Here is a 22,022-nt window from a genome sequence, read left to right as displayed (position 1 = left end):
TACGTGGGCGAGAACAAGGAATTCGAGCGCCAGGTGCTGGCCGGCGAACTGGAACTGCACCTGGTGCCGCAAGGCACGCTGGCCGAGAAGCTGCGCGCGGGTGGCGCGGGCATTCCGGGGTTCTATACGCGCACGGCATATGGCACCAAGCTGGCCGAGGGCAAGGAAACCAAGCGCTTCGGCGAGAAAGAATACGTGCTGGAAGAAGCCATCCACGCCGATGTTTCGATCGTCAAAGCATGGAAGGGCGACAAGCTCGGCAACCTGGTGTTCCGCAAGACCGCGCGCAACTTCAATCCGATGATCGCCACCTGCGGCAAGATCTGCGTGGTCGAAGTGGAAGAGCTGGTGGAAGTCGGCGAGCTCGATCCGGATCAGATCCACGTGCCGGGTATCTACGTCGACCGCATCATCAAGGGCGAGAAGTACGAGAAGCGCATCGAATTCCGCACCCTCGCCGGCGCCAACACCGGCAAGGAAAGCCCGATCCGCATGGCGATGGCGCAGCGCGCTGCGAAGGAACTGCGCGATGGCTTCTACGTGAACCTTGGCATCGGCATTCCCACGCTGGTGGCGAATTTCATTCCGGAAGGGATGGATGTGACGCTGCAATCGGAGAATGGCCTGCTCGGCATCGGTCCGTTCCCGGATGAGGCACACGTGGATCCGGACCTGATCAATGCCGGCAAGCAAACCGTTACTGCGCTGCCCGGTTCCAGTTATTTCTCGAGCGCCGAATCGTTCGCGATGATCCGCGGCGGGCATATCGACCTGTCGATTCTCGGCGGCCTGGAAGTCTCCTGCACCGGCGATCTCGCCAACTGGATGGTGCCGGGCAAGATGGTGAAGGGCCCCGGCGGCGCGATGGACCTGGTCAGCGGCGTCAAGCGTGTCGTCGTGCTGATGGAGCACACTGCGAAGGACGGTTCGCCGAAGATCAAGACGCAATGCGATCTGCCGTTGACCGGCAAGCAGGTGGTCGACCTGATCATCACCGATCTGTGCGTGTTCGAAGTTGCGAAGGGCAAAGGACTGACGCTGGTCGAACTGCAAGCGGGCGTGACGGTGGAAGACGTCAAGGCAAAAACAGGGTGCGCGTTTGAAGTGAGTGCATCATTGCGCTGATTGACGGAGACAGCGCGCAGGCAGGAGGGACATCCAGCCTGCGCGCAAGCTACGCCGATACCGGCAGCGGCTTGGGAAACCGGATCTCCGCCACATAGCGATTGCCGCCCTGCACATGCAAACTCAGCGGCCAGCCGAAGCGCTCGCTGATACGTTGCGCAATCGCGTATTCGAAACCGCGCTGGCCAGGCGCTGAGGCATCCTGATCACTGCCGGCGGCAGCACTGACGCTTACCATGCCGGGCTGCACCGTCACCTGCACCACGCCCTGCCCGGTGTACTGGCTGGCATGGCGAATCAATTGCCAGCACAGCACCGCAAACACGCGTGGCGAGCCGTGCAACGCAAACGTTGCCGGTTCCTCCAGCCGTAACTCGATCGGATGGCCATGCAGCATCTCGCGCGCATTGGCCAGCTCGTCGCGCAGTACGTCGTTCACGATGAAGTCCTGCTCGCCCTGGCCGTTATCGGCTTCGCGCGCCAGGATCAGCAAGGCTTCAACCAGCGATTCCATTTCGCGCGTGGCACGGCGGATGCGCTGCACCGAACGCTTGCCGAACTCGCTCAGACCCGCTTCGTCCGACAGCATGTCGGTGGACATCTTGATTACGGTGAGCGGGCTGCGCAGCTCATGGCTGGCGTCGCGGGTGAAGTTACGTTCGCGCTCGTTGTAGCCGGCAATGCGGCTGGCGAAGTTATGAAAGCCCCGCGCCAGGGTGGCGATGTCTTCGTCGCTCCGGCGCAACCGATCGGTTTGCAATGCATCCAGATCGCCCTGGCCTTCTTTCCAGTTGCCCACCCATCGCGCCAGCGTGCTGACCTGCCGCCAGGTGCGTTCGGTGGCCAGCCAGGTGAGCGCGCTGACGATCACGATCAGCAGTACCACCGCGAATACCGGCGCCACGTTGTAGTAGCCCATCAGGCATACCACGACCACGGCCACGAACTGCATGCTGAAAATCAGCAGCAAGTGGCGTTGAAAGCCGCCGCGCACGCCTTCCGCGCGCGGCACTTGGGCACCCGTTGTGGTCATGTGGCGGTCGGGCGTTTACGCGATGTGGCTGGCCGGGGTGGTTTCCGCTTCCAGATCGGCCAGACGGTAACCGGCCGAATGGATGGTATGCAGCAAAGGCCGGTCGAACGGTTTGTCGATCACCCGGCGCAGGTTGTAGAGATGCGAGCGCAAGGTATCCGAATCGGGCAGCGTATCGCCCCAGATTTCCCGTTCGATGTCGCGCCGGCTGACCACGCGCGGCGATTCGCGCATCAGGATCGCCAGCAGCTTCAGGCCGATCGGCGACACCGTCAGCTCCTGCCCGGCGCGGGTGAGCCGCAGGGTGGCCGTGTCCAGGGTCATGTCGCCTACGGTCAGCACCTCGCTGGATACCTGGCGGCGGTCGCGGCGGATCAGGGCACGCAGGCGCGCTTCCAGCTCGCGTACCTCGAAGGGCTTCACCAGGTAGTCATCGGCGCCGGCCTCCAGGCCCACCAGCTTGTCCTCCAGGGTGTCGCGCGCCGTCAGCATCAGCACCGGGGTGGATTTCTTGGCGTCGCCGCGCAGCTTGCGGCAAACGTCCAGGCCATCGATGCCCGGCAGCATCAGGTCCAGCACCACCACGTCGTAGCTGTTGGACACGGCCAGATGCAGGCCGCTCACACCATCTTGAGCAAAATCAACGGAGTAGCCACGGCGCTCCAGAAACTCGCCAACCATTTCCGCGATCTGACGGTTGTCTTCCACCAGCAGGATCAGCCCAGCATGTTCGTCACGTGAACTCATGTTCGCCTCTCGCCTTTGGGGGTCTTCACATTTGTGAAGGCTAACCTCCCAGGTGGTAAGAGCAACGTGAATTTAAGCGGACGAAAGCGTGGTGACCGGCCGGTTACAGCAACGGTTCAAGTTTGGCCCACACGTTTTCCAGCACGCGCGGCTCCCCGGCTGCCGTCGGGTGCAGGCCATCGTCCTGCATCAGCGAGGGGTTCAGGGCCACGCCGTCCAGCAGGAACGGCAGCAAGGCGGCGTGCTTGTCCCGGGCCATGTCTGCATATACGGCACGCAGGCCATCGCGATATTGCGGCCCATAGTTCACCGGCATCTCGATGCCAAGCAGCAGCACCTTGGCGCCAGCGTGCCGGGCAGCATCGATCATCGCCGCCAGATTGCCGCGCAGATCGGTCAGCGGCAGGCCGCGCAAGCCGTCGTTGGCGCCCAGCTCGATCACCACCACGCGCGGATGGTATTGGGCCAGCAGCGCCGGCAGCCGGTTGCGTCCGCTTACCGAGGTTTCGCCGCTGATACTGGCATTGATCACCGACCAGCCCGGCTCCATCTGCTTGAGACGTACTTCCAGCAGATGCACCCAGCCCGCTTCTACGGGAATGTTGTGCGCGGCGGACAAGGAATCGCCGAGCACCAGCACGTACTTCGCGGACGCGGACTGAGTGGAGGTCGCCTGCACCACACCGATACCGCAAACAAGCAGCAACAAACATAGGAAACGACGCATGAGTGGTGGTTCTCGTCCGGTTGAAAAAGCGGTGTTGGAAGTGCGGGATGTTAGCAAGTCGGTGATCGGTCCTGAGGGACGGCTGGATATCCTCAGCAACGTCGCCATGCAGGTGCGCGAGGGCGAGAGCTTTGCCATCGTCGGTGCGTCCGGTTCGGGCAAGACCACCCTGCTCGGCCTGCTGGCCGGCCTGGATACGCCCACGCGCGGCAGTATCCAGCTCGATGGACATGCGCTGGAGCAGCTCGATGAAGAAGCGCGGGCCGATCTGCGCCGGCGCCTGGTCGGCTTCGTGTTCCAGTCGTTTCACTTGCTGCCCGCACTTACCGCCGAGCAGAACGTGATGCTGCCGCTGGAACTGGAAGGCCACACCGATGCACGCGAACGGGCGCACGCGGCGCTCGATGCCGTCGGGCTCGGCACGCGGCGCAGACATTATCCCGCGCAACTTTCCGGTGGCGAGCAGCAGCGTGTCGCGATTGCACGTGCTTTCGTGCATGGCCCGCGCGTGCTGTTCGCCGACGAGCCCACCGGCAACCTGGATCGCCGCACTGGCCGGCATGTCTGCGACCTCTTGTTCGCGCTGAACCGCGATCATCACACCACGCTGATCCTGGTCACGCATGACATGCAACTGGCCGAACGCTGCATGCGGCGGGTGGAATTGCAGGAAGGCCGGCTGGTGCCGATGGGGGAGCAGCCCGCATGAGAATCCTGCTGCTTGCCTTGCGCAGCCTGCGCCGCGAATGGCACCTGCCGGAACTGCGCACGCTGGCGGCATCGCTGGTACTGGCCGTCGTGGCGCTCGGTGTCGTCGCGACGCTCAGCACGCGCATGGAACGCGGCGTACTCGCCAGCGCGGCCGAATTGATCGGTGGCGATCTCGGCATATCGGCGCCGGAGAATATTCCGCGCAAATTCGCCGTTGCCGGTCAGCAGCGTGGACTGTCGCTTGCCAACACCGCGAGTTTTCCTACCGTCGCGTTCGCACAGCAGCAAAGCCAGTTGCTGGACGTGCTTGCCACTGATGGCGCCTATCCATTGCGCGGCACCTTGTTGATCGCCGATGCCAACGGCAAACAGACGGCCAGCCACGGCCCCGCGGCAGGCACGGTCTATCTCGATCATCGTGCGCTGGTGGGATTGAACCGGCACGTCGGCGACAGCGTGCAGCTTGGCGGACGTGATCTGCGCATCGCAGGGGAAATGATCCAGCAGCCGGATGGCGGCGAGCTGGTGGCGATGGCACCGCGTGCCTTGATGAACATCCATGACGCGCAACAGGCCGGACTGCTCGGCGTCGGCAGCCGCGCACGGCATAACCTGCTGCTGGCTGGCGAACCTGCCGCCGTGCACAGCTGGCGTACGTGGGCGCAATCGACCGCGCTACCGCAAGGCGGTGAACTGATTACACCGGAGCAGACGCAGGAACGCATGCGCAATGCGTTCGATCGCGCCGATGCGTTTCTGCGCCTGACGGCGCTGCTGTCGGCGTTGCTTTCCGGAGTCGCCATTGCGCTGGCCGCGCAGCGTTATGCACGCCGCAAGACCAGCGAAATTTCCCTGCTGCGCGCGCTCGGCACCTCGCGTGCACGTGTGTTCGGCTTGCTGCTCGGCACGATGGCCGGCTTGGCGTTGCCGGCTGCATTGTTGGGTGTGCTGCTGGCGCTGCTGTTGGCGCAGGCGGCGTGGATGTTCGCCAGCCAGCTGTTCTCGGGCGTGCCCACGGTGCTGCCGGTCCTGCCCGCCTTGGCGGCGGCAGGCATGGGCATTGCCGTGCTGGTGGGATTCGCCCTGCCGCCGCTGGTGCGTCTGGCCGACGTGCCGCCGGTCGCGGTGTTTCGCGCCAGCGTGGCGCGACGCATTCGCCGCTTCGACGTGCTGTATCTGATCCCTGCCGTGGTGGCGCTGGCCTTGATCTGGAATCTCAGCGGCTCTGCCAAGCTCGCCGGCATTCTCGCCGCGAGCCTGCTGGGCGTTGCCGTGGTTGCTGCGTTGCTCGCCTCATTGTTGCTGTGGATCGCCCGGCGCATCGCACCCGGCGGCCATCCCGCACTGCGGCTTGGCATGGCGGCGCTGGCGCGTCGACGCGGCCTGAGCATCGTGCAGGCCACGGCATTGAGCATGGGCCTTACTGCGTTGCTGTTACTGGCAGTCGTTGCACCGGCTCTGCTGGATGGCTGGCGCAAGGAACTGCCTAGCGATACACCAAACTGGTTCGTGCTCAATCTGCAGGATGACCAGCGCGGCGAGTTCAGCAAGGCGCTCGATCGCATTGGCACCAACCAGCTCAACATGATGCCGCTGGCGGTCGGCAAGCTCACCGCCATCAATGGGCATCCGATCGACACGCTCACGTTCAAGGACGAACGTGCAAAGGAATGGAGCGATCGCCAGCTGCGCCTGTCATGGTCGGACGATTTGCCGCCTGCCAACACGGTGATTGCCGGCCACTGGTTCGATCCGCATCCGGCGCAGGCCGAAGTGTCGGTCGATACGATGTGGCGCGACATGTATGCGCTGAAACTCGGCGACGTCATGCGTTTCGACGTGGGCGAAGGCCAGGTCGATGCCAAGGTCACCAGCTTCCGCCACGTGGACTGGACCTCGTTCCGCGTGAATTTCTTCCTGCTGATGGACCCCGCGCATGCGAACGTCCTGCCGCACACCTGGCTGGCCAGTTTTTACCTGCCGCGCGGCCATGCCGAAGCACTGGGCGCACTGTCGCGCGACTATCCAAACCTGAGCCTGGTGGACGTGGATGCACTGCTCGACCGCGTGCGCGAGATCGTGCAGCGCGTAACCGGCGCGGTGCGCTGGGTGCTTGGTTTCAGCCTGTTGGCCGGCGCGCTGGTGCTGGCGGCGGCCTTGGCAACGAGCGGGCAAGAACGGCGCCACGAGGCCGCCCTGCTGCGCACGCTGGGCGCACGACGCGGCCTGCTTCGCATTGCGGCGGCATGCGAATTCGCCTTGCTTGGCCTTATTGCAGGCATCACCGCTGCGCTGGGCTCCATGGTCGGCGGCTGGTGGCTGGGGCGCAGCGTGTTCCGCATCAAGGATTTCATGCCGCACCCGTGGCCTTTGGTCATCGCCGCGCTTGTCGCCGCCTTCGTGGTAATGCTGCTTGGCCTGGCCGGAACGAGAAAGGTGACGCATACGCCGCCGATGCGCTTGCTGCGCGCGGAGTGAGTAGGTTGGGGTAAGGCGCCTGCGATACGATGCGCATTCCTCACGGACCAGGACCGCGCATGTACACCCTCTACTACTCTCCCGGCACCGCAAGCATGGTCGTGCATCTGGCGCTGCTGGAAATCGGTGCGCCGTATCAGCTGAAGTCGGTGGACATCGAGAAACGCGAGCAATTCACCGATGAGTATCTGAGGCTCAATCCAGGCGGCAAGGTGCCCACGCTGATCATCGATGGCCGCGCGGTATACGAATCGGGCGCCTTGCTCACGATCCTGGCCGAACGTCATCCGGAAGCAAAGCTGATTCCCGCGCCCGGCACGCCGGAACGCGAAATCTGGCTGCAGTGGATGGTGTTTCTCAGCAACTCGCTGATGTCGACGTATCGGCTCTGGTTCTATCCACAAGAACTTGGCCACCAGGAATCGCCGCCGGACATCCGCGCTGCCATGCAGCGCAAGATCGAAAGCCTGTGGGAGCGCATCGATGCGCATCTTGCTGCGCATGGCCCGTACTTGCTCGGCGAGGAATTCTCCGGCGTTGATCTGATGGTCACCATGCTGATGCGATGGTCGCGCAACATGCCGCGTCCGGCGACCGAATGGCCGGCGGTGAAGCGGCTGGCGGACCTGGTACGTGCGCGTCCGAGCTGGAAAAAGCTATATGAGCTGGAAGGGTTGACGGAGTGGTGAGCAAACACGGCTGGATCCAGCGCCTCAAGCACGAATTCCTGCTGTTGCTGTTCACCGCGCTGGCGGTGGTGCTGGCCTGTGTCGATCCGCAGCCGTGGCCGCGTTACCAGGACTGGCTGCAATGGCCTACGCTTTGCGGCTTGCTGGGCTTGATGATTTCCATCCAGGGCATCCGCGACAGCGGCATGGTGCAGCGTGCGGCCGGCATGCTGGTCGCACACATGCACTCGCTGCGTGGCGTAGGTCTGTTGCTGGTGAGCATGACGGCCGTGTTGTCGATGGTGCTGACCAACGACGTCAGCCTGTTCCTGATGGTGCCGCTGACGCTCGCCATCGGCAGCCTGTCCAACCTGCCGGTGCTGCGCATGGTCGTGCTGGAAGCGCTGGCGGTCAACGCAGGCTCGACGCTCAGCCCGATCGGCAATCCGCAGAATCTGCTGATCTGGCAGCACGCGCAGATTCCGATTTTCCAGTTCATCGTGCACATGCTCCCAACGGCGGCCGTCATGTTCGTGCTGGTCGCGATCGTGACGTGGTTTTGGTTGCCAAAAGAACGCGTGGAGCTTCAAGCCGACACGCTCGATGGCCATCCGGTATCGCTATCGCTGGCGATACTGTCCATCGTCGCGCTCAGCATGATGGTGCTGATGATGCAAAGCGGGCACGCACCGCTGGGCGCACTGCTGCTGGTAGTGCCGTTTGCGCTGTTTTCCTGGCGTACGCTCGCCTGCATCGACTGGTTGCTGATGGCAACCTTCGCCATGATCTTTCTGGGCCTGGGCCATTTCGCCGCGTTGCCGGTGGTGGATCACGCACTGGGCAGGATCGATTTCAAGCAGCCATGGGCGCTTTATCTCAGCGGCATCGTCAGTTCGCAGCTGATCAGCAACGTGCCGGCCACCGTATTGCTTCTCAATCGCGCGCAGGATGCGATGGCCTTGGCCATTGCGGTCAACGTGGGCGGCTTTGGCGTGGTGATCGGATCGCTGGCGAATCTGATCGCCCTGCGCCTGGCAAAACAGCCGCATGGCATGCGGCTGTTTCACGAGGTATCCCTACCCTTTCTGTTTGTTTGTGCCGCGCTGGTTTATCTGGTGATGCGCCTGCAAGCCTGACTCAGTCTTCGCGCGGCACGCTGACCTTGCCCATGACGTCGGAATGCGTGACATCGCCGCTGCCCTTCGCGCCTACGGTGAAATCCCCGTGCACGTCCTTCACGATCACGTCGCCCGAACCGATCGTACCCACGTAAACACTGCCGCCCACGTGTTCCAGCGTGATGTCGCCCGAACCAACGTTGCCGACGTTCACGCCCTGACGCACATTGCGCGCCTTGATGTCGCCCGAACCCACGGATCCCACGCGCAGGCTGCCGATATCGGAAAGCTCGACATCGCCTGAGCCACTGGTGACGGAAACTTCCCCGGCAATGTGGTCGATGTGCAGGTCGCCCGAGCCGGTGTGCGTATCGAGCTGCGTCAGTCCACCCGCGTACACGTCGCCCGAGCCGGAATTGATGCTGACCGGCATGTTGGCCGGCAGTTGCGCCTGCAAATCCAGATAGGCGTAGGAACTGCCGAAGATGCCGATGTTGAACGAGTGATCCGTGCCGACGTCGATGATGAGCTGGTCGCCTTCGCGGTGCGAGGTCACCTGCAGATTGTCCAGGGCGGACTGCGAGGATGCACAAGCGCGGCCGTTGATCTGCAAGCCACTGGCGCCATTGCTGCCGGCCAGGTGCAGGTCATGGCTGTGCAGTTCGATCTGCACGCGGCGTACACCGCTCAAGTCATCGTGAAGATTGCGCGGGGCGGTGTAGCGGCAGTCTGCGGCAGCCGCCGCCAGCGGCAGCAGAGCAAGCAAGGCGAGCAAGTAACGCATGGGAAATCTCCGGCCAGGTTCGAAAGCTTCAGATGCGCGGCGGGGGCAAAAGGTTGAATGCGTCGCCAATGCCCATCTACGCATCCATCCCGGCTTTCGCCAGGACGATGGTTCAAGGTTTCCCCAGTATCCGAACGGGGGCTGGCTCAGGTGAGTGCCATTCGGGCTAACCCCATGGCTTACTTAGGCCAACCTTGAAGTTTGCGTCAACTACCCTGCAAGCCGGGGAGGAAGTCCAAACGGGGCGCATCAAGGCGCGCGCGTAGTGCCGTGGGGGCTAACTTGACCTACCGCTCTTCCTTCTTGGTCTGCTCCCAAAGCGCTTCCTGCTCCGCCAGCCCTTGCGACGCCAGCGGCTTCCCCGCTGCCGCCGCCAGCTGTTCCATGCGCCGGAACCGCCGTTCGAACTTGGCATTGGCGTGTTTCAGGGCGCGCGCAAAATCCACCCTGGCGTGGCGCGCCAGGTTCACGGCGACGAACAGCACGTCGCCGATCTCATCTTCCAGCCGCGCCGGATCGGCGCCGACCTCGAACTCGACGGCTACTTCGGCCAATTCCTCGTGGAGCTTGCCGATCACCGGTTGATGATCCGGCCAGTCGAAACCGACCGTGGCAGCACGCTGTTGCAGTTTCAGGGCGCGCTGCCATTCGGGCTGGCCGCGCGACACCCCGGCCAGCACGCTGTCGTCAGGCGAAGCGCCTTTGGCCACGCGCTCGGCGTTCTTGATCTCATCCCAGGCACGCTTCTGTTCTTCGACGTCGGCATAGCTGACGTCACCGAATACGTGCGGATGCCGGCGCAGCATTTTTTCGCTGATCGCGTGCGCCACGTCGTCGAAATCGAACAATCCCTGTTCCCGCGCCATCTGCGAATGGAACACCACCTGCAGCAGCAGATCGCCCAATTCATCGCGCAGCTCAGGCCAGTCCTTGCGGTCGATGGCGTCGGCGACCTCGTAGGCTTCTTCGATGGTGTAGGGCGCGATGGTGCTGAAATCCTGCTGGAGGTCCCACGGACAGCCGCGTTCGGGGTCACGCAGGCGCGCCATGATGGCAAGTAGGTCGGCCAGGCTGTGGCGCGTGGCCGTGCTCACGGCAATCCCGCCTCATCCAGGCGGGCGGACCAATCGATGCCCGCATCGCCCACCGCCAGGAATTCCGGATTGAGCAGCGATTCGCCACGGTTGTAGTGCAGTGGTTTACCGTTGAGATCAAGCACGGCGCCACCGGCTTCTTCCAGCACGCATTGCGCGGCGGCGGTATCCCACTCGCTGGTGGGACCGCGGCGCAAGTAGACATCCGCCGAGCCGCGCGCGATCAGGCAGAACTTCAGCGAGGAGCCCAGCGCATGCAGCTGATATGCCTCGCCTAGCAGGCGGCGCAACGTGGCTTCCGACGAACCGCCATGCGAACGGCTGCCGGCAGCAATCGGCGGATTGGCCAAGCTGCGCGTGGAGATGCGTTCCCAATCGGCATCGCGCTGTACCTGCCACCATGCGCCATGCCCGCGCGCGGCGGCGAACAATTCCTCCGTGACCGGGGCCAACACGACGCCGAGCACCGTTTTGCCATGGTCGATCAAGGCGATGTTGACGGTGAATTCGCCGTTGCGTTTCACGAATTCGCGCGTGCCGTCGAGCGGGTCGACCAGCCAGTAGCGTGACCATGCGCGCCGTTGTTCCCAGGGAAGCTGGCTGGCTTCTTCCGATACCACCGGCAGTGGGGGATCAAGTTCCGCCAGGCCGGCAGCGATGACTTTTTGAGCGGCCAGGTCCGCCGCGGTGAGCGGCGAGAAATCGGCCTTCATCTCGACGTCGAAGTCTTGGCGGTAGACGTCCATGATGGCTTCGCCGGCACGGCGTGCCAGCAAACCGATATCGAGGAGCAAGGGAAAATCGGGCGAGTGGCTCACGTGCGTTGCAGGCGTCCGGCAAGGTATTCGCGCGCCAGGAACAACGCAGCGATGGAGCGGCCTTCGGTGACATCGTCACGCGAGACCAGGGTATGTAGTTCGGAAAGTTTCCACGGCACCACTTCGAGCGGCTCGGGCTCGTCGCCCTGCAAGCGTTCCGGATACAGGTCCTGTGCCAGCACCACATGCGCCATGTGCGTCATGTAGGCCGGCGACAGTGACAGGTTGTGCAGGATCTTGAGCTTGCGCGCGCCGTAGCCCACTTCTTCCTTCAGTTCGCGATCGGCGCCTTGCTCGACGGTTTCGTCCTGATCCAGGCGACCCTTCGGCAAGCCGAGTTCGTAGCGGTCCACGCCGACGCCGTATTCGCGGATCAGCAGCACCGTTTCATCGTCCAGCATGGGCACGATGATCACCGCACCCAGGCCATGACCCTTGAGCCGCTCGTAGGTGCGCTGTTCGCCGTTGGAGAATTCCAGGTCCACCTGCTCCGCATGCAGAAAGCGGCTGGTGTCCGAGGCGCGTGTCGCGTGGATGATGGGGTAGCGAGGTGGCATGACTGGGATTGTAACCGGCTTTTGTCGCGCCCCCTCAGGCTGGAAGGGCTAGCCGTGCAAGCGCCTGCGCGTGCATGGCCGGCGTTCCGGCCAACACGCTGCGCGTCTCCAGATTCAACGGCTTGCCTTCCAGGTCGGTGAACACGCCACCGGCCTCGCGCACGATCACCGCCAGCGCGGCGACGTCGAGAATGTTCACGTCGGACTCGATCACCAGATCCAGCCCACCGCGCGCCAGCAGGTGGTAATGGCAGAAATCGCCGTAGCCACGGATGCGATTGCTGTCGCGAATCATCTGGCCCAGCGCCTGCCAGCGCGCATCGCCGGTGAGCGTCTTGACGTTGCCGGTGGAGATCGATGCTTGCGCCATATCCGTCGTGGCCGCCACCTGCACGCGTTCGCCATTGCACCAGGTGCCGCCACCGCTGCTGGCCCACATCGTCTCGCCATACACCGGTGCGCTCGACACGCCAAGCACCAGTTCACCGCGATGCATCAGCGCGATCTGTGTGGAGAAAAACGGTGTGCGGCGCACGAAACTTTTGGTGCCGTCGAGTGGATCGACCAGCCAGAGCAACTCCGCACTGTCGTTGTCCAGGCCGAACTCTTCGCCATAGATCGCCGCGCCCGGCAAGGCTGACGCAAGCACGGCGCGAATGGCCTGCTCGGCTTCGCGGTCGGCGATCGTCACCGGGGTGGCGTCGGATTTGATTTCCACCTCGACGCCGCGGCGCCAGTAATGCCTGATCACTTCAGCCGCCTCATCCGCCGCGTCACGCGCGGCGTTCAGCGCCGCCTCCCATCGCTGTTCACTCATCATCGCTTTGCCGCAGAGTTCCACTGAGCCAGACCGCCACGATAGCGGAGTTCGAGCGTGCCGTCCGCTTTGAGTGGGCCCAGGCTGCGCAACCAGCTCATCAAGGCAGGATTATCGCTGCGAGGAATAAGTCGCAGCTGCAAATCCCAGCCCAGGGGACTGAGAGATAGCCATCCAGCCGTCTGCAACAGACCTTTGCCATCATCGCTCAACGTGCCCTGGATGACTCCCGACTCGCCGGTAATCGCCAGCGAAAGCGCGCCCAACGGCAGCTTGCCCTGGGGCGTCTGCACGGCGGCGTGCGACCAGGTGCCGTGGGCATCGAGCTGCATCGGCCAATTGCCTTGCAGCTGCGCCTGCGGTATCTGCAGATCCAGTTGCCCTTGTGGCTGTCCGCGCAACCACGGCTGCGGGCCGAGCAGCGCCATGTTCATGTGCAAGCTGACGTCATGCAGCTCGATCTGCGTGGGGGAAATACGATGCACGTGCGCCTGCAGTTGCAGTTGCGGCTGGCGCAGGTCGAACCCCATGCGGATGTCGCCGAGCAAGGCGCGATGCGACAGGGTCCAATCGAGGCTGCCAAGCGGCGTACCGTTCGCCAGCGACACCTGCCCTGCCCGCCCCTCCCAGAGCGTTCCGCTGACATCGTCCAGATGCCATCCACGCCGTTGCGCCTGCAACCATGGCAACGCCCAACTCGCCGGCAGAAACCACACCAACACCGCAAGGGCGAGTACGCCCACCACCAAACCCACCAGCCAACGCTTCATCGATCGACCCATCTGTGCTTGAGCGGCACACCAACTGCCCCGATCATAGCCGGATGACTCAGCACACCGACGCCAACGCAGCCCTCGCCCAGCGCGATCTCCGCCATATCTGGCATCCCTGCACCCAGATGCATGATCACCAACATGTACCGATGGTGCCCATCGTGCGTGGCGAAGGTGCCTGGCTGATCGACGCGAACGGTCGCCGCTACCTGGATGGCATCAGTTCCTGGTGGACCAACCTGTTCGGCCACGCCAACCCGCGCATCGCCGCGGCGCTGGCCGAACAGGCCAAGACGCTGGAGCATGTGATCTTTGCTGGCTTTACGCACCCGGTGGCGATCGAATTGGCCGAGCGGCTGGTAGCCATCACGCCGCAGGGGCTGGAGAAAGTGTTCTTCGCCGACAACGGTTCGGCCGCCATCGAAGTGGCGCTGAAGATGAGTTTTCATTACTGGCTCAACCAGGGTCACGGCGAGAAGACACGCTTTATCGCGCTGACCGGCAGCTATCACGGCGAAACGCTGGGTGCGCTATCGGTGAGCGACGTGGCGCTCTATCGCAAGACCTATGCGCCGCTGTTGCTAACGCCCGTTCTCGCGCCCTCGCCGGATGCCTACGAAGGCGAACCCGGCGAGCCACCCGAACACGTCGCCACGCGCCGCCTGGAAGCGATGCGCGTGTTGCTCGAACGCCATGCACACGAAACCTGCGCGGTCATCGTGGAGCCACTGGTGCAATGCGCAGGCGGCATGCGCATGTATCACCCGAGTTATCTCAGCGGCTTGCGCGCGCTCTGCAACCAGTACAACGTGCATCTGATCGCGGACGAAATCGCCGTCGGCTTCGGGCGCACCGGCACGCTGTTCGCTTGCGAGCAGGCGCATATCGCCCCGGATTTCATGTGCCTCTCCAAAGGGCTGACCGGCGGCACCCTGCCGCTTTCGGCCGTGCTGACGACCCAGCACGTGTATGAAGCCTTCTATGCCGAATACAACGCAGGCAAGGCGTTTTTGCACTCCCATAGCTACACCGGCAATCCACTTGCATGCCGTGCCGCGCTGGAAACCTTGAACATCTTTTGCGATGAACCGGTATTGGAGCGCAATCGCGCGTTGGCATCACACCTTGCCGCGCGGCTTGCGCCGCTACGCGAGCATCCCAACGTGGCCGACGTGCGGCAGCATGGCATGATCGCCGCGGTGGAACTGGTTGCCGATAAAGCGACACGGCGTGCGTTTCCAGCCGAGGAACGGCGTGGCTTGCGTGTTTATCTGCACGGTCTGGAGCATGGCGCGCTGCTGCGGCCGCTGGGCAACGTGATCTATTTCATGCCGCCTTATGTGGTAAGCGAAGGCGAGATCGATCACCTGGTTGATGTGGCGATCGCTGGCGTTGCCCGCGCCATCACATAGGCTTGGGTGCAAACCCCAACCTGCAAAAGCCTGTCGCACGACGGTCAATGGCCATCGTAACCGCGTGTCGTGATGGCTGGATCCAGCCTTTCCAACGCCGGCCCCAGCGTATTTTCGCCGGTGTTATCAATATCCTGCTTGGTATACGAACGGCCCGCGACCGGCAGGCACTCGCCTTTCTTAGGCGGGATCAGGCTACCGGTATCGCGGATGCATTGGCGGTCACCCGGCTTGAGCGGCGAGCGTTTGGCAGTGGTCGAGGCGGTGGGTGCCGCATTGGCCTGGGGCTGGCTGGCTGAAGGCAGGCTCTGTGGAGCGGCGAGGGCGGCCGTCGCGAAAGCCAGCGAGGCAGCGGAGAGTATCAGCTTGATCATGGAAACCTTCTTGCCCGCTATAGGGGAAACACGAGCTCTGCAGGGGTATGTCCATGCTGCTACCGCGTTTGGTTCATCGCAAGAGGCAGCCGCGGCCCGCCCATTCAGATGGCTGAACCATGGCGCGGCAGGCGGTATGCTCACCCACTTCCCAGCCATCGAAAGCTTATGCGCACCACCCGCATCCACGTCGAACAGCTGCTGGCGCTTGCCACCGAGCTGGCCCTGCCTGCACAGGCCGCCGAGCACGTAGCGCGCGTGCTACGCATGAATACGGGCGATGCGCTGACGGTGTTCAACGGCGATGGTTTCGATTACACGGCCACGTTGGTCAACATCGGCAAGCGTGACGTGGTAATTCGCGTCGACAGCCGCGAGGAAATTGCGAATGAATCACCGCTCCGGCTGACCCTGGCGCAAGGCGTTGCGCGCGGGGAAAAGATGGACCTGATCGTGCAGAAAGCCACCGAGCTCGGCGTATCCCGCATCGTGCCGCTATTTACCGAACGTTCCGAAGTCAAGCTGGATGCAGCACGCGCGGAAAAACGCCTGCAGCATTGGCGCGCGGTGGCAGCCAGTGCATGTGAGCAGAGCGGACGTGTACACATTCCCGAAGTGATGCCTGCGCAGGCGCTGCAAAACTGGCTAGAAAGCCTGGGCGGTGATGATGCGCAACGTCTGGCCTTGCTGCCAGAAGGCACTTTGCGGGCACGCGAAGTCCAGTTTGGCGCGGCAGGTGGATTGCTGGTGGTGGGGCCGGAAGGCGGCCTGGGCCATCGCGATGTCGCAGCTTTGCACCAAGCGGGCTTTCGGGGTCTGCGCCTGGGGCCGCGGATTTTGCGCACAGAAACCGCGGGTTTGGCGGCGCTGGCCGCCTTGCAAGCGACGCACGGCGACTTTTAAGGCGATAGCCGCCGGCGCAAACCGAGGCGCGCATACAGTGCGCTGACGGGTACGTGGAATAGACAGAGCATCCTTAAGGCCAATGGCACTAACCTAAGCAACATCACCCGGCCTTCGCCAGGACGACGGGTCAAGGTTTTCTGTTGTATTCAAGCGAAAGCGTCTTAAGTCAGTGCCATTGGCCTTAGGGCAACCGACATTCCGCCAATGCCAGTTGCCTCGCATGGCAAGGCAACGCGGGCCTGACACTGGCGTCCCAATTCGAATGCTGCTTGCCAACCGCCTTGTTTCACCGATGCCGCTGAGAGCGTCCCGTGCATGTCAGGTTCTCAGCGGCACGTTGCCCGATTTCCATGTCCACCAATCCCAGTTTTCATCCGGACTAAAACCGGCATAATCAGGCCACGTCGCCGGATCTTTAATCTCCGAAAACGCCTTGACTCTCTGTGGGTCGCTATCCCAGGCGTACATATACTGCGTAGAAAATGGCTGTGACATATCTTTTTTATAGTATTCGAGGGTGTACCCCTGCCAAATACGATCATAAGGATAGCTTTGGGCAGCCGCTAACCCCGCACCCATACCCGCGCCGGCTCCCGCCATGCCTCCAACCAAAGCGCCTGGCGGCCCGGCCGTAAAAAAACCCGCCGCGCCACCGGCCAGGGCGCCTCCTGCGGTCGACCCCGTCGTGGTCAGGAACTGCGCGAAATTACTACCGTCGCTGTTGGTCAGCAACGGCTCGTGCGCCCTGGCGACGACCCTGCTTCCATCCGGGAAAGTGTACGCGCGCTGATGTGGATTTTTGTTCACCGGTTTCCCGTACTGGAAGAATTGGCCCTGCGTCGCCCAGCTCGCGCTACGCGCATCAGACGCGTTCCGGAATCCGGTCGGCTCACCGCGCAGGCCGAATCTAAGGCCAAACGATTTATCTATTGCATCATTAAATACCTTGATACCATAAGTAACAGACGGAGCATTTTTCAATGCATCCTCCGTGGTTTTACCAACCGGCTTGTCTATATCGGTCCAAACGTCGCCATGCAGTCCAATGGACAAACGCGAAGCATCGTAAATATATTGATAAGGAAGAATCTTCCTATAGGAATCAACTCCAATATATTTTATATTATCTTTGTTTTCTATTATAATGCCCGACCCAACAGTATCCTTACTAGCAAATATGATCGAATGATAACCTTTATATCTTGGATCCGAATGCCTTGTCATGTCGCCTAAAAATATGACACTATTTCCGTTTTTCTCATTGGATCTAAGATAATTTAATCCATCAATCGTCTTAACTACCGACTCCCTCAACAAAGATAGATTTTTAGGATGAAAAATAAAATCCCCAAAAGCCCTTTTTAGTTGCTCTTTTTGCTCGTCATTCAATAACCACCCTCCCTTTATTTCCTCATCAATAGCCTTAAGTGCCTTTTCCGCTCCGTCGATTGCTTTATCCAAGGCGTCCATAATCATTTCATACCGCCGAGGATCAGCCCGTGCAGGCCTTGCGTCGAATAACTTGATTTCCTCCATTAAACCTGCGTTGTGGCTTCGCTCAGTTCTACCCGAATCGCCCGGTTGGACCGGTTGCTTTTGCGACGCACTGGGAAAAGGATTGCCTGTCGACGAAACCGAAGGCTGCATTGACGGCGGCGGACTGGGCTGCGAAGACGATGGCGTGGCGATGGCGGCCGGATCGGAATCCGGTGACGTGGCGGATGGAAGAGTCGTGATGCTCATGGTCTTTACCTCCGGAGGCGATCTGTTCAATGAACGTACCGGCCCAGATCGATGCGAGGTGGTAAAGCCATATCCATGCGCCCTTAACTGCCCCCCGCAGACTCCGCAAAGCTGAGAAGCGCTTGCGGCCGGTATGGCTCTACTACCAGCGTTTTGATCCTGATTGCTAAGTTCGCCAGCCACCTTGTGTCGCCTGCCGAACGAGATCATGAGCACTACGGTCAGCCCCTCTTATTTCTTCCTTCCAACCGATTCCCAACCGACCGCAACGATACCCGAGCCCTCGCCATCACCCAGCCTCATCCTGCAACCGCAGATCACACCGACGCCCCATCCATGGCCATCCGCCCGCCCCATCCCGCCGCCGTCAAACAGCTACGTCCGCTTGCCGCGTTCGGCGGAAAACACGGCCGCCATCGGCGCTCCTAACCAGATCGGCAACAGCGGCACTCCTACTGCTCCATCGCGGCTTTCCCCGGATGCACAAAAGCTCCAGCAGCTTCCCCAGGCACAGCGAGACGCGCTGATCCAACGGAATCAGTCGAGCAAAGAGCAGCAGACGTCCTTGCTAAAAGCCTATCCAAGCCTCCCCAAGGAGGCCATCGCACGGATGCAACAATGGGTGGACGACACCTATGGATCCGGCCATGACGTGACCAAGCTATACCTGGTGCGCTATGGCAAAGACCCGCACGGCCACCCGTCCCATACCGAGCACAACCCGGCACTGGACCGGGAGGGCGCGCCTGCCGAGGCGATACCGCTGTGGAAGGTGCTGCAGAACAACATGGCCAATGGCAGCTTGTTCGGCAACGACTACAGCGCCAACCGACAGGAGTACAAGATTGTCGACGCCAGCGACGTGGGCAAAAAGTACAGCGACGCGCGCGGCGTCCTGGATCCGGAAAAGCTCTACAACACGCGGGGCAAAGTGAACTTCAAGGTCGATCATGGAAAGGCTGTCGACCGATATTACCGGGAGCATCACGATGACATCGCCAAGTGGGCCAAGCAGCGTGCATTGGTGCAGCTGGACGTCCAGCATGCCACGGGAAACTTGGACGACAGCGACTACGCGAGCCTTAAAAATGTGCTGGAACGGGGGGAAGGCGGCAAGGTCTACACGCTTAGCCTGGGCGACAATACGATTGGCGGCAGTGGACGCTTTGCCGCCGATTACACGCTCGCCGGCGGCCTGCGCATCGAACTGCCTTCCGGGAGGAACTTCACCTATCTGCCCAAAGAAGAGCAGCCGTACCGCCCCTTCGATAACGACCTGGATGCCATCGCGTCCATTCGCGACAACGGGAAAGATCTCAAAAAGTCCAAAGAGTTCGTCGAGAAATACCGCTCCCTGCTGGGCGATCCTGCGGTGGAAAACCCCCTGGCCGTCAAGGATATGCAGGAGGCCACGGTCGAGGGAGTGTTCAGGCACTCGCACGGCAATTTCAAGCAGCTGTTGCATGGGAAAGAGCGCGATATCACGCACGATCCCTTTGGGGAGCTAACGGCTGCCTCGCATGCCAACGACAGCCAGGATGCCTGGGATGGCATTCAGTCGGACACGGACATCCGGCGCGCGACAGTCGGGAAATGGGGCAATACGGGCCTGGAAATCCTGGCCATTCTCCCCATCGGCGCCGAAGGGATTGGCGGAGTGATGAAGGGTGGCCGCGCTGCGCTGGGGAAACTGGCGGCTGGAGAGGCCGAAGACATAGTGACCCAGGCGGGGGCAGCCGCGGGACGCGGTACGGCAAAAACCGTAACGGAAGACGTCGCGGAAGGAAGCGGAGATGGCAATCTCGGCGCGATCGACGAACTGAACAACGCCAACCGCCCTTCCATCCCGTCATCCAATTTGCCACCCAAGGCCAATGTCGACCCCAACGCGCTGGAGCTGCTCCAAGACAAAGCTGTCTATCGCGACAAGCAAGGCGATAACTTCGCGCGTATCGGCGACGACCTCCATCAAGTGAAATACGACAAGCAGTTGCGGGAATGGATCGCGGTCGATCCCAGCAGGCCCAATGACTTCACCCGAAGCGTGCCAGTGAAGCTGGTTGGCAAGGGCGAAGCGGAGCCCCTGCCGAGGCCGGGACTTGTAGGGGGAGGGCTAAGAGATCGCGTCTTCGGCATCAACATGCCCGAAATGCGCAGCCGCCTGGAGAGCTGGGGACGAGATGAGATAGCAAGGGGCGCCGATCCACAACATGTCGCTACCGCCAAAAGGATCATTGAAGAAACGCTATCGTCCCGTAGCACCCAATTGTCCCTGCGGGACCTGGGACTTCACACCCTTCCGGAGGATGTACTTAAAAAACTGACATGGCTGAAGAAGCTGGATCTTTCTCGCAATAACCTGGAAAGGCTGCCGGCCAACATCGACAAACTCAAACAATTAACCGACCTAGACGTTTCCCGCAACTCGCGGCTGCAGTCTCTGCCCGACGCACTAGGCCAATTGAATAAGCTCGAAAAGCTCAACGCATCGCATGGGGCAATCGAATCGCTGCCCGCCTCTTTACGCAATCTCACTCATTTGAAGGAGGCTAATTTTTCATTCAACAGGCTGCAGGAAGTGCCATTGCCGCTGGCAGGGCATCCGTCACTTGAATCCCTCGATCTTTCGCATAATTCGATATCCACCATTCCGCGCGACATTGAAAACACGTCCAATTTAAAATCGCTGTTCCTAAACCATAATCTCTTGACCGAATTTGACGCGGCTGACCGAGGAGCATATTACGACGAAAAACTCAACCTCGGTAAACTCAAACAACTTGAGCATCTCAATCTTAGTGATAATCATATATATTCGTTAGCCCGCAGCTTCGGCGACTTGCCAGCTTTGAAATCGCTGCATCTTGAAAATAATCAGCTCAGAATCCTGCCGCCAAATTTTGGCGGCTTGAGCCAGCTGGAGTCTCTTTACCTTAAAAACAATGAATTTGCTCATTTCAACGGGATCGATGCAGCAAACAAGCCCATACATCTCAGGCATCTCGACTTGAATGGAAACCGATTGAGCTCGCTGCCCGAATGGATATTTAAACTGCCCGACGGAAGCACGGTTGATTACGGAAATAATCCCATCACATCAATACCTCCTGGCGCTTCAATACAAAACTCAGGCATACAGCTAACCATCACAGAGCCCACCGATCCACTTCTTCGAGAGACCCTGGACGGTTACGCGACCCACAGCCCGAATTTAGTTCTCAACCGCGTTGCCCGGCCTACCCTGCAGGAAGAAATCAGCAGATCCTTTCCCAACGACACCGCGGAAAGCTGGGCGCAGGGCTGGGAGAACCCGCCTGAACGCTATGCGGATTCTTTTTCGGAGCTGATAAGACGTCTTTTGACGGAGTCCCGCGAAGGGCGAGCCAATCCAGAACAAACCGGGGAGCGCATTAAGGCTGTATTGAAATATATGAAAGATCACCCCGAGTCACGCCAGCCTATTTTCGATACGGCGGAATCCCATATCGGAACTTGCGGCGATAACGTGCAACTCGGCCTCTCTACCATTGAGAAGCAAATCGATAATTACCGCATGGAAAATGGGGAACTGTCAGAGGAGCAAATGGCGGATAAAATCATGAGGCTATATAATGAAAGTGTCGTCGATGACATCATAAACCAGAAAATCCGCGAAAATCCCGCCAGATACGAGGACCCGGTGGAAACCAAACTGGACTATATGAGGCGGCTGCGGAAAGCCGGCATCAAACTGCCCGAAAGTGATGACAACATGCAATTTCATCGACTATCCGGCGTAGCTCCTGAAGACATACCAGAAGCGGCGGCTCGAATACGTGCCACGCAAAACAGTCCGGCAATGATCGAGTTTCTGAGCAACCATGAGTCATGGCAGAATCTCATGAAAAAGCGCTATCCCGAGGATTACGAGGCAACCATTAAGCCGTTCCATGATCGGTTGGATAAACTCGAAGACATGGAGCCGCCCGCGCGACAATCCGGCCAGTCCGAAGACGACTACCGCAGGGAGAAGCAGCTTTGGGAAAACGAACACACGGCAGCTATCGAGCAATGGGTGACGGACAAAGCGGAAGCTGAAAGAGCTTTTTTCAAAAAGTCGACCCGGGACTACTTGGGCTCAAAATCAAACTTCTAGCA

General features: G+C 61.1%; 19 protein-coding genes. 8 read left to right on the top strand and 11 right to left on the bottom strand.

Annotated features, from left to right (window positions below):
• On the top strand, nt 1-1,125 hold a 1,125-nt coding region (locus V7M64_RS17190; RefSeq protein ID WP_333680782.1), incomplete at its 5' end, for a 3-oxoacid CoA-transferase subunit B.
• Nucleotides 1,126-1,174: 49 nt separating this feature from the next.
• Here V7M64_RS17190 and V7M64_RS17185 read toward each other — a convergent pair.
• From V7M64_RS17185 to V7M64_RS17175, 3 genes are all read right to left on the bottom strand, one after another.
• On the bottom strand, nt 1,175-2,158 hold the full coding sequence (locus V7M64_RS17185; protein WP_333680780.1) for a HAMP domain-containing sensor histidine kinase: 984 nt from the start codon (nt 2,156-2,158) through the stop codon (nt 1,175-1,177).
• Nucleotides 2,159-2,173: 15 nt separating this feature from the next.
• Nucleotides 2,174-2,905, bottom strand: a complete 732-nt coding sequence (locus tag V7M64_RS17180; RefSeq protein ID WP_115493699.1) for a response regulator transcription factor — start codon at nt 2,903-2,905, stop codon at nt 2,174-2,176.
• A 103-nt stretch (nt 2,906-3,008) separates the two neighbouring features.
• Nucleotides 3,009-3,632, bottom strand: coding sequence for an arylesterase (locus V7M64_RS17175; RefSeq protein ID WP_333680779.1), 624 nt, complete (start codon nt 3,630-3,632; stop codon nt 3,009-3,011).
• Between V7M64_RS17175 and V7M64_RS17170 the strand changes: the two genes are divergently transcribed.
• Genes V7M64_RS17170 through V7M64_RS17155 form a run of 4 tightly spaced genes read left to right on the top strand, consistent with a single transcriptional unit; the run spans nt 3,631 to nt 8,625 of the window.
• A complete protein-coding gene (locus V7M64_RS17170; RefSeq protein ID WP_333680778.1) occupies nt 3,631-4,341 on the top strand; it encodes an ATP-binding cassette domain-containing protein in 711 nt (236 codons plus the stop codon). The two genes, V7M64_RS17175 and V7M64_RS17170, sit on opposite strands and share 2 nt — an antisense overlap.
• Complete coding sequence (locus V7M64_RS17165) at nt 4,338-6,821, top strand: FtsX-like permease family protein (protein WP_333680777.1); 2,484 nt, start codon at nt 4,338-4,340, stop codon at nt 6,819-6,821. The genes V7M64_RS17170 and V7M64_RS17165 overlap by 4 nt, the downstream gene beginning before the upstream one ends.
• 59 nt (nt 6,822-6,880) lie before the next feature.
• Entirely contained in the window at nt 6,881-7,510 is a 630-nt protein-coding gene (locus tag V7M64_RS17160; RefSeq protein ID WP_333680775.1) for a glutathione S-transferase family protein, read from the top strand.
• Nucleotides 7,504-8,625: an SLC13 family permease gene (locus V7M64_RS17155; protein WP_333680773.1), complete on the top strand. Its 1,122-nt coding sequence runs from the start codon at nt 7,504-7,506 to the stop codon at nt 8,623-8,625. The genes V7M64_RS17160 and V7M64_RS17155 overlap by 7 nt, the downstream gene beginning before the upstream one ends.
• Before the next feature lies 1 nt (nt 8,626).
• Here the strand turns inward: V7M64_RS17155 and V7M64_RS17150 are convergent, their stop codons facing one another.
• The 6 genes from V7M64_RS17150 to gspN form a co-directional block, all read right to left on the bottom strand.
• A complete protein-coding gene (locus V7M64_RS17150) occupies nt 8,627-9,391 on the bottom strand; it encodes a DUF4097 family beta strand repeat-containing protein (protein ID WP_333680771.1) in 765 nt (254 codons plus the stop codon).
• 287 nt (nt 9,392-9,678) lie between these two features.
• Nucleotides 9,679-10,485, bottom strand: a complete 807-nt coding sequence (gene mazG / locus V7M64_RS17145; protein WP_333680770.1) for a nucleoside triphosphate pyrophosphohydrolase — start codon at nt 10,483-10,485, stop codon at nt 9,679-9,681.
• Nucleotides 10,482-11,303, bottom strand: a complete 822-nt coding sequence (cysQ, locus tag V7M64_RS17140; protein WP_333680769.1) for a 3'(2'),5'-bisphosphate nucleotidase CysQ — start codon at nt 11,301-11,303, stop codon at nt 10,482-10,484. Before cysQ ends, mazG begins: the two co-directional genes overlap by 4 nt.
• A complete protein-coding gene (nudE, locus tag V7M64_RS17135) occupies nt 11,300-11,860 on the bottom strand; it encodes an ADP compounds hydrolase NudE (RefSeq protein WP_333680767.1) in 561 nt (186 codons plus the stop codon). Before nudE ends, cysQ begins: the two co-directional genes overlap by 4 nt.
• A gap of 34 nt (nt 11,861-11,894) precedes the next feature.
• The gene (locus V7M64_RS17130; RefSeq protein ID WP_333680765.1) at nt 11,895-12,677 is read right to left on the bottom strand and encodes an inositol monophosphatase family protein; all 783 of its coding nucleotides are present in this window, start codon (nt 12,675-12,677) and stop codon (nt 11,895-11,897) included.
• Nucleotides 12,677-13,447: a type II secretion system protein N gene (gspN, locus tag V7M64_RS17125; RefSeq protein ID WP_333680764.1), complete on the bottom strand. Its 771-nt coding sequence runs from the start codon at nt 13,445-13,447 to the stop codon at nt 12,677-12,679. The genes V7M64_RS17130 and gspN overlap by 1 nt, the downstream gene beginning before the upstream one ends.
• A 53-nt stretch (nt 13,448-13,500) precedes the next feature.
• On the opposite strand from gspN, the gene V7M64_RS17120 reads away from it, so the two are divergent.
• Nucleotides 13,501-14,862 carry an adenosylmethionine--8-amino-7-oxononanoate transaminase gene (locus V7M64_RS17120; RefSeq protein WP_333680763.1) on the top strand — a complete coding sequence of 454 codons (1,362 nt, stop codon included), beginning with the start codon at nt 13,501-13,503 and terminating at the stop codon, nt 14,860-14,862.
• A gap of 44 nt (nt 14,863-14,906) precedes the next feature.
• Here V7M64_RS17120 and V7M64_RS17115 read toward each other — a convergent pair whose 3' ends face one another.
• Nucleotides 14,907-15,236 (bottom strand): hypothetical protein, encoded by a 330-nt coding sequence (locus V7M64_RS17115; protein WP_333680762.1) that lies wholly within the window; start codon nt 15,234-15,236, stop codon nt 14,907-14,909.
• A 168-nt stretch (nt 15,237-15,404) separates the two neighbouring features.
• Here V7M64_RS17115 and V7M64_RS17110 point away from each other — a divergent pair, with 168 nt between their 5' ends.
• Nucleotides 15,405-16,139: a 16S rRNA (uracil(1498)-N(3))-methyltransferase gene (locus tag V7M64_RS17110; RefSeq protein WP_333680760.1), complete on the top strand. Its 735-nt coding sequence runs from the start codon at nt 15,405-15,407 to the stop codon at nt 16,137-16,139.
• Between the two features lie 321 nt (nt 16,140-16,460).
• Here the strand turns inward: V7M64_RS17110 and V7M64_RS17105 are convergent, their stop codons facing one another.
• Entirely contained in the window at nt 16,461-17,885 is a 1,425-nt protein-coding gene (locus V7M64_RS17105; protein ID WP_333680759.1) for a hypothetical protein, read from the bottom strand.
• Between the two features lie 208 nt (nt 17,886-18,093).
• Here V7M64_RS17105 and V7M64_RS17100 point away from each other — a divergent pair, with 208 nt between their 5' ends.
• Nucleotides 18,094-22,020: an NEL-type E3 ubiquitin ligase domain-containing protein gene (locus V7M64_RS17100; RefSeq protein WP_333680758.1), complete on the top strand. Its 3,927-nt coding sequence runs from the start codon at nt 18,094-18,096 to the stop codon at nt 22,018-22,020.
• Nucleotides 22,021-22,022 lie beyond the last annotated feature (2 nt).

It is taken from the genome of Dyella sp. (assembly GCF_036746095.1).
Taxonomy (GTDB): domain Bacteria; phylum Pseudomonadota; class Gammaproteobacteria; order Xanthomonadales; family Rhodanobacteraceae; genus Dyella_B.
This window is presented reverse-complemented; position numbering and strand designations above follow the sequence as displayed.